Annotated in this window: 8 protein-coding genes; 1 reads left to right on the top strand and 7 read right to left on the bottom strand. The window is 36.6% G+C overall.

All coding sequences use genetic code 11. The features are described 5' to 3' along the window. Positions 1 to 70: 70 nt before the first annotated feature. Both ACESMA_RS20875 and ACESMA_RS20870 read right to left on the bottom strand, forming a co-directional pair. Positions 71 to 1,591, bottom strand: a complete 1,521-nt coding sequence (locus tag ACESMA_RS20875; RefSeq protein ID WP_372950818.1) for a T9SS type A sorting domain-containing protein — start codon at positions 1,589 to 1,591, stop codon at positions 71 to 73. A gap of 43 nt (positions 1,592 to 1,634) precedes the next feature. Continuing rightward, a complete protein-coding gene (locus ACESMA_RS20870; protein WP_372950817.1) occupies positions 1,635 to 2,645 on the bottom strand; it encodes a hypothetical protein in 1,011 nt (336 codons plus the stop codon). A 352-nt stretch (positions 2,646 to 2,997) separates the two neighbouring features. Between ACESMA_RS20870 and ACESMA_RS20865 the strand changes: the two genes are divergently transcribed. Then, complete coding sequence (locus ACESMA_RS20865) at positions 2,998 to 3,438, top strand: hypothetical protein (RefSeq protein WP_372950816.1); 441 nt, start codon at positions 2,998 to 3,000, stop codon at positions 3,436 to 3,438. Positions 3,439 to 3,465: 27 nt separating this feature from the next. On the opposite strand, the gene ACESMA_RS20860 is transcribed toward ACESMA_RS20865, so the two are convergent. The 5 genes from ACESMA_RS20860 to ACESMA_RS20840 form a co-directional block, all read right to left on the bottom strand. After that, a complete protein-coding gene (locus ACESMA_RS20860) occupies positions 3,466 to 3,945 on the bottom strand; it encodes a hypothetical protein (RefSeq protein ID WP_372950815.1) in 480 nt (159 codons plus the stop codon). Positions 3,946 to 4,083: 138 nt separating this feature from the next. Then, entirely contained in the window at positions 4,084 to 4,794 is a 711-nt protein-coding gene (locus ACESMA_RS20855) for a hypothetical protein (protein ID WP_372950814.1), read from the bottom strand. A gap of 11 nt (positions 4,795 to 4,805) precedes the next feature. Beyond that, positions 4,806 to 5,429, bottom strand: coding sequence for a hypothetical protein (locus ACESMA_RS20850; RefSeq protein WP_372950813.1), 624 nt, complete (start codon positions 5,427 to 5,429; stop codon positions 4,806 to 4,808). A 153-nt stretch (positions 5,430 to 5,582) separates the two neighbouring features. Continuing rightward, complete coding sequence (locus ACESMA_RS20845) at positions 5,583 to 6,521, bottom strand: hypothetical protein (protein ID WP_372950812.1); 939 nt, start codon at positions 6,519 to 6,521, stop codon at positions 5,583 to 5,585. Positions 6,522 to 6,622: 101 nt separating this feature from the next. After that, positions 6,623 to 7,591, bottom strand: a complete 969-nt coding sequence (locus ACESMA_RS20840) for a hypothetical protein (RefSeq protein ID WP_372950811.1) — start codon at positions 7,589 to 7,591, stop codon at positions 6,623 to 6,625. Positions 7,592 to 7,722 lie beyond the last annotated feature (131 nt).

Here is a 7,722-nt window from a genome sequence, read left to right as displayed (position 1 = left end):
TTACAGAGGAATTATATTTTTTAAATAAAAGTTTTACAGAAAACATTACCAGCAGAAAATTTCACCACCATCATTGTATTATGACTTTTCGGGTCAAATTCAGTTGTTTGTTTTCCAGATTTAGAAAATAAATGCCTGGCACAAGGCCTTTTAAATCCATTTGAAGCATAGAGTTTTCAATAGAATTATAATTTTTGTCGCGCAATAGCTGCCCCTGTAAATTATAAAGTCTCAGGATTGTTTTCTGACCATTTTGGTTTGACAGCCGGACGTACAATCTGTTGGAAGCAGGGTTGGGAAAAATGCTTATTTCACCCGAACTGATTTCGGCAACATCAGTTAATCCGGAAGTTGTAAACGAATAAGGACCACCCCAGTAGCTGACAAGACCTGTTGGAAACGAACTTCTTATGTAAAATTCATAGGAAGTTCCTCCTGTCAACTCTTCTAACTTATGACTGTTATTTCCGGCATGTAAAACCAGTATCCCTTCTTCGGTATAGTCGAAACCAGACGGACCCCAGACCATATCCCAGCCGGTTGCGGCGCCGGTATTCCAGGTGAGGTTCACTGAATTTTCTGTTATGCCTGAAACTTCCAGGTTATCAGGAGGGCTTCCGGCAGCGGCCTCCAAAGTCTGGATTATCTCACTGAAGGTTGGACTCCAGTTTCCCCGGTTATCCTGAACTCTGATGTAAACGGTATCGTTTCCGGGAGTCAGATGTTCAGCGGCTACAGTAAAAAATTTTCTGACAGTAGTCCGGGGAGTATTAATGGGAACTGGTATTCCTTTTCCAAAACCCGGATCGGTGTTTACAAAATATTCTGCCTTTGTTATAACAGGCATATCGTTTTGCCCTGACAAAACCAAAAATTGCTGTTGAAAAACTCCACCCCAAACCCCTTTTTCATCTTTTGCCCTTACATAAAGTATGTGCTGCCCGTCGGAAAGGGTTTTTAAAGGCAGGGTTACATCTACAACCGTCTGATAATCGTAAAGGAAAGAGATGGAATTGCCGTTTCCAACCCCTGGATCATCGTCAAAGAAATATTCCATTGAAATTAACTTCGAATGAATCAAATCAGGTAACCGGGTAACCAAAAAACTACTGCAATAGGTTTGTCCCCAGTTACCGTTTTCCGATTTTGCCCTTACATACAAAGTATTTAATCCTGTATTCAGTTCATTCAGAGAGATATTAATCGCCAGTTCCTGTTTTATTCCTGCGGTGACCGGAACTGAAACTGCTTTTCCAAAACCAGGGTCATTGTTAAAAAAATACTCAACTGCCGCTATCTTGGGGTCATCTGAATCAGGCAATCTGGTTACCAGAAAACTACTGCAATACGTCTGCCCCCAGTTACCGTTTTCCGATTTTGCCCTCACATACAAAGTATTTAATCCCAAATCCAGATCATTTAAAGGAATGTTAACTGCCAGCTCCAGTTTTATTCCGGCGGTGACCGGAACAGAAACTGCTTTTCCAAAACCGGGATCGTTATTGAAAAAATATTCAACTTGCGAAATGTTCTGACCCGGCACCGGTGTATACAGTATCCAAACGCAAAATAAAAAAATCAGCTTTTTCATCTTTATTACCATTAATATTATACGCAATACACGGCATGATTATTCAGTTTTGCGATTTCGCTTTAATAATAACAGGAAGACCTGAAACAATTGAGCCAGAAGCTGGAACAATGGCTTCGTAAATGCGAGGCACGGGCGGAAGTCCTGAAAGAACATAAGGGGCGCTGCCGCCAAACATGCCACAGTCGATTCCGTTTTCACCTGCGCCAGCAGCCGGGCCTTCGGGTTTCAACTGCCATCTTCCGTCGGTGCTGTAACCCTGGTTCCCTGCAAAATCAACAAAAACCTCGCTCATGTTTACATTTGCTTTGTTGGTCGAATTTCCTGTAGAACCAAGATTCCCTGCATACAAATTGTTGGCAATGGTGTTTCCGGAGTAACTTTCACTTATAACAACAGAAGAACCCTCCCCGTAGATTATGTTGTTCTTAATAACTGAGTTATATGTATGTATATGGTACCTGACAACATTGTTTATGAAAATTCCGCTGGAGGTATTTTGCATATCTATTCTGTCGCCAATAAAATTGTTGGCAACAAAAATATTACTGGCAGTTCCGGAATTGTTATGTATCTGGTAGGCATAATTCTGAGTAATGGTAACATTTTGAATATTTCCATTAAGATAGATGATATTGTACCCATTCTGAAAAAAGAAATTTCTGGATATCACCACGTTCGATGCTTTTACTGTGAGGTGTGTTGTGCCAGAAGCATAAAAATACAGGCCATAAACTTCAGTTCCGGCAGCAGAAGACTCAATTACCATGGAATACAAACGAGCGTAAATTTTGCTGGCCTGTGTGGAATCGTTTTCATTCAGAAAATAACCGGGTCCGATAATTACAAGTTTTTTCGTGATAATTGCATGTCCATAACTTAAATACTCCCCGGTACCGTCCACATAAATGGTATCACCGGCAGCGGCGGCTGCATGTGCCGCTTCAAATGTACTAAAACCGGCTTTTACAGCCGGGTTGTTGCTTAACCTCCAGCTTTTGGCGCCGGTTTCAAAAAAGGAAAGACAAATCAGGATTACAATCAGATTTTTCATGATTTAAAATTTTAAATTGATGATTTGGAATTATTTTTCAGGAATGTCAGGATATATATCCTAAGAACAGGGAATTCATTTTTATGAACTCTGGTCACCCCATAAATTGGCAATTTAAAGTAGTCAAATTTTTTAGTTGCCGGTTTTACTAGTCAATTTACGAATAAAATTTTGATACATAAATGTATTTCAATATGAAAAAATATGGGTTTCTGTTTTTATATTAAAAAGTTGAATTTGCAGTGAATCTCCCAGATTTGATGCGATTTTGAAATGTAGTAATAAGAAGTAATGTTTGGAGTAAAATAAACCAGAAATTTTCAATAACTTGTATTATAAATCCAAGGTTATCATGAAAAAGAAATTTGGTTTGTTTCTTTTCTGTTTTTTGGTTTTTATTGCTCTAAGCGGTTGTTTTGGAACACGGGTAATTTCACTGGACGATTCGGCTATTTCAAAAAAGGAGCAGGTACTGATTCATCAAAACGGTAAAAATTATCAATTAAGTAATTTTGTTTTCCGGGAAAACGATTTAACCGGCGATTTAATGAAGAGTTATTTGACTGATTTGCCCAAATCGAAAAAGAAGAAATGGCTGGATGTTTATGTGGAGCCGGGATTCCAACTTCTTGATGAAAATGAATCCAGCCGTTTTGTCGAAATTCCAAATTCGGCCATAACAAAAATAGAAAAAACCCGGTTTAGGGCAGAATACGGACTTTTAATTGTTCCTGCATGGCTGGTAGGCGGAGTTGCAGTCTATTCTTTAAGTAGCTTGAGACAACAACATTGAGGTTTGTGGTAATTAAAGAAATTGTTTTTATCCACCTAACCATATTCCTGTCAATTCAGTCAATTTCAGAAGAATTATTGTTAGTGGGATTAATATAAAAGAAGGCAACCAAACAAAAAGCAGATTTGATTCATTGATTTTACTGCTATTTTTAATTCCAAAATAAATGAGAAGGGCCCCCACTAAATTTATAAATATTACAATAATCAATGTTGAAGAGGAAGGCTCCGTTGCAGGATTTCTGTCAAGCGACACCAAATATTGATTGTATTCAACAGCCGCATACCCGAGAACTCCACAAAGCAAAACCGTGCCGGTTACCACCTGTAAAACAAAAAGCCATCTGCCAGGTTTTTTTTTGTCTATAAGACCCAAATAAAAGATTATTAATAAAATTAACCCGGCCAAAAACAACGGCATTGCCAAAAGGGCAAAAATTGGAGCGTCAAGAAAAACTCCGCTGATAACCAGAAAGAGATAACCTAAAATACCAGTAGTTTTATTCATATTCTATTTCTTAAAAATTAAGTTTAATCCAAGTCTTAAAAACCTTTAGCTTTTTTGTTTCTTTTTTCTTGTGTATCACTCCAAAAATCAAAACACACAAACAATCCAATTATCAGAAATATTTTCATAAATAAATTTCTATTTCGTCCTGAATTCATAATGATTTTTTATATAAAATATTCCCTGAAACAGGATAGGTATGCCAAATATAATCCATGGGCCCGCCTGAAGAATTTCAGTATATGCAATGGCAAAACAAAGATAAACCACACACCAAAAAAGGAATATAAATCCTGCATAAAATTCCCTTTTCCATGATAATAAAAAGCCCACTAAAAATATCAGGAGCAACAGTGGAAATATTATATAAGGTAAACTAAAATAATCGACCCCTTTCCCGTATGAAAGATCTGAAAACACAGCGATGCCGTAAAGGACAGCATAATTGATTAAAAGCACGCGGAGAACATATTTCCATTGCTGTTTTTCTGAAAGCATGGTTGACTTAGTGGTTTTATACCATTCAAGAAGGAATATTGCGCCGAAAACCATTATAGGAGTAGCCATCACACCTGCCATAGGACTGTCGTTATCGCCTTTTTCAAAATAAAGAGCTAAAATCCAAACACCTGCATTCCAGATCATAAGCATAATTCCTGCCATTTTCTTGCTCGTCCACGACAAAATAAAACCCAACAAAAAAATTAGCAAGAGTACTAATTGTAAATTATGGTTGAGGTTTGAAAATGACACATAGCCTTTAATATATGCATTTGCTATTAATGCGAAATACAAAACAGCGTAAATACTGGTTATAATTTGCAGAGTTTTGTTTGATTTTGATTTCATTTTTAAAAATTTTATAGTTTCAAATTCATTCCAAAATTGATGAGGCCTTTAAAACCGAAGCCCAGTTCAGCAAAAGCACCCAGTTTTTGTCCATAGCGTAACCCGATTAATGACAAGTGGGCATCGGCATAATTTCTTTTTTCTGTTGATCTGTTCACCTCTTCTTCCAGAAAAGTTAAACCGACGGCAGCAGACGAATACAGGGTAAACATATTTCTTTGTATATACCGGAAGTCAATTTCGGGTGAAATGGTAAATGCCGAATATTTGTAATGGTTAACAGATTGATTTTTAGACCAGTGAGAACCCAGAATTATATCGTAAGAACCTTTGGAATTACCAGCCAAAACTCCAAAACCCCACCTTGATTTCGGAATGTATTTCCAGGAGAATAATATAGGTCCGGTTACTTTTATGTTTGTTGTTTTTGATGTTACCAGTCCAAATGAGAAAATGGTAATAAAACTTTCCGTCCACTCACTAAGGTGACTGAGCTCAGTTGTAGATTTAATTCCCCAGGAAGCTGACAGTTCATGATACCCTGACTGGCTGGTAGCTTTGCCTGTAAACAAGTGTTCTAACATAAAAATCATCAGAATTGGTCTTAAAACTTTAACTTTTTTTGAAGCTTTCATGATTAATCATTTTTAATTATGATGACTTGCAGATTATCTGAAGCCAGAATCAAAATTACTGTCAATGTTTTAACGCGGTTTCGGTTTAAAGAATCGTAAATTCACAAAAGTTCCAGACCGGTAACATAGAACTTTACGATCTTTGTTAATCATTCAAATACAATCAGGTTTTGTTCCCTCAATTTCTAAATTGACATTGTATGCTCCTTCAGTTTCAGTTACAAATAAACCGGGAATTAAAGTTGAGCCGTCAGTGCCTGTTATGCCTACATATATAATTTGGTTTCCATTAGACATCCAGCAGGGCGCGAAACCAAATACTGGTTCCTTTTCGAAAATACCTTTTGTAATTATTTTTTGATTTTCTGTTCCGTCAAAATTTATTGTATAAACAGAACCATAGCCGAAACCCGAATATACAAGTTTGGAACCATCTGTATTCCAATCCATGTATTCAACAAAATCTTCTGTATTAACAAGTAATTCTTTATTGGGATTGTTCTCGAAAGCATTAATCATAGAAATTGATTTGGAGTTTACTCCGAAATATTGAGCGATCGCAATTTTATTGTTTTTGGGACACCATGCAATTGAACGGATTGGTGTTTCTTCCTGACCGATTTGGGTCATAGATTTTTCTCCGTTGGAAATATTCAGATAAATTATTTCACTTAACCTGTTTAGTATGGCTATCGTGGTTCCGGCTGGAGACCAGGTTAATGGATTTATGCCGTCTGATTGTATGGAAGGCATTAGCAACCAGCTATTTTCTTCATTTCCGTTTTTGTTGAAAATTTTTACAATAGTATTTTCGTTGTCGTTCTCAACAAATGCAATTAAATTGCCATCAGGAGACCATTTTGGAGGTAAAGTCGAATTGCCTATCTTAAAAGAACTTCCATGAAATGAGGTTTTCATTACATGATTACTTTTATTGATGAACACAATGTTACCTGTCAGGCCTGCTCTGATTTCATTACAAATAACTTCTGTTTCTTTAATCGTATCTTCTTCATCTTTAGAGCACCCTGTATAAATAAAAGAAATAAAAAACAGCATCAAAAAACAATAAAATACAAGTGTCGTTTTCATTTTTGAATTTCAATTTCTAAAAAGAATTTTCCCGCATTTTACAAACCATTTCGTCCAATTGCCTTATTGCTGATAAAGCAGGCTTTTTTACAGCTTAAACATTAATAGAAGCTGTATGTATTTTCTGAGGCAGGTATGAGTTTTAAGTCGGAAAATGGTTTCCAATTATCAATTTGTTTGATTTGCAAATCTGTTTCGTTCCCATCAATTTTTATATCCAAATATTTCCCATCATTTGATACTGGTCCTGAATTGGTAATTAATCCGAGTTCGGGAACAAGGTTTACACTTTCAATCCCTTTATTTCCTCCATATCTTACAAAATAGGATTGGTCGCGGGTTACAAAAAATACACCTGAACCATCTTTTGCCCAAAGGAAAGATCTTCGATCCTCGTAATCCGGAATACCGGTCCATAGTTCCGGTTTAATTTTAGGGAAAGGTATCTCTTGTGAAAAAATATGGTTCCCTGTTTTCACATCAAAAAATGAGATGCAATGTTTATAGGTCAGATTTAAAAGTTCACCACTGTCAACAAAGTAATAAACGGCAATAATTTCTTCATTTGGAGAAGGGGCATAATTCCATGCCCCTAACCAGATTTGCGTGCTACCTAATATTGCTATTAAAACCTCATCAGGAGTCTTAAGTATTTTTTCTGTTCCGTCCATATTTATCAACATTGCAAATTGATTTGGAAATGAAGTAAGTATTTTATTAACTTTTGGCAGCCAGTAAACAGCATATAACCGTCCACCCATATCATTATCCCGATAATGCCCGAAAGTTGACCGGGCAGTTAAATCAGGATTGCAGATTTCAAACCTAAAATTCCAGTTTTTTGCTGAAGTGGCATTGTAGTAAATTTCATCCGGCTTTTTTGTTTCATAAGTAGAAATTACTTTCAGAATATCCTGATTATCAGCACTCCATGCGGCACTTACTGTTCTTTCAATGGTAACAGTTTCAGGAAACAGATCATCGTTACACCCGTTTAGTGATGAATACAGGATTACAGCAAAAATCAATACCAGGGATTTATTAAATAGGATATGTTTCACTGTTTTCATTAGAGAGTCTTAATTAGCATTGCAGTGGCACTATTGGCAAGGACAAACTTTAATGCAGGTTCTAAATCATCACGAAGCCAAACATACATTCTGTTACCTGGAGACACCTGAACGGCAGCCAGGGATATTGA

The sequence above is a fragment of the Mariniphaga sp. genome, assembly GCF_041687215.1.
In the GTDB taxonomy this organism is placed as follows: domain Bacteria; phylum Bacteroidota; class Bacteroidia; order Bacteroidales; family Prolixibacteraceae; genus Mariniphaga.
This window is presented reverse-complemented; position numbering and strand designations above follow the sequence as displayed.

What these genes read in the sequence shown, in the direction of transcription:
- ACESMA_RS20855 (WP_372950814.1), bottom strand. Translation starts at nt 4,794, where the DNA reads ATGAAATCAAAATCAAACAAAACTCTGCAAATTATAACCAGTATTTAC.
- ACESMA_RS20845 (WP_372950812.1), bottom strand. Translation starts at nt 6,521, where the DNA reads ATGAAAACGACACTTGTATTTTATTGTTTTTTGATGCTGTTTTTTATT.
- ACESMA_RS20875 (WP_372950818.1), bottom strand. Translation starts at nt 1,591, where the DNA reads ATGAAAAAGCTGATTTTTTTATTTTGCGTTTGGATACTGTATACACCG.
- ACESMA_RS20840 (WP_372950811.1), bottom strand. Translation starts at nt 7,591, where the DNA reads ATGAAAACAGTGAAACATATCCTATTTAATAAATCCCTGGTATTGATT.
- ACESMA_RS20865 (WP_372950816.1), top strand. Translation starts at nt 2,998, where the DNA reads ATGAAAAAGAAATTTGGTTTGTTTCTTTTCTGTTTTTTGGTTTTTATT.
- ACESMA_RS20850 (WP_372950813.1), bottom strand. Translation starts at nt 5,429, where the DNA reads ATGAAAGCTTCAAAAAAAGTTAAAGTTTTAAGACCAATTCTGATGATT.
- ACESMA_RS20870 (WP_372950817.1), bottom strand. Translation starts at nt 2,645, where the DNA reads ATGAAAAATCTGATTGTAATCCTGATTTGTCTTTCCTTTTTTGAAACC.
- ACESMA_RS20860 (WP_372950815.1), bottom strand. Translation starts at nt 3,945, where the DNA reads ATGAATAAAACTACTGGTATTTTAGGTTATCTCTTTCTGGTTATCAGC.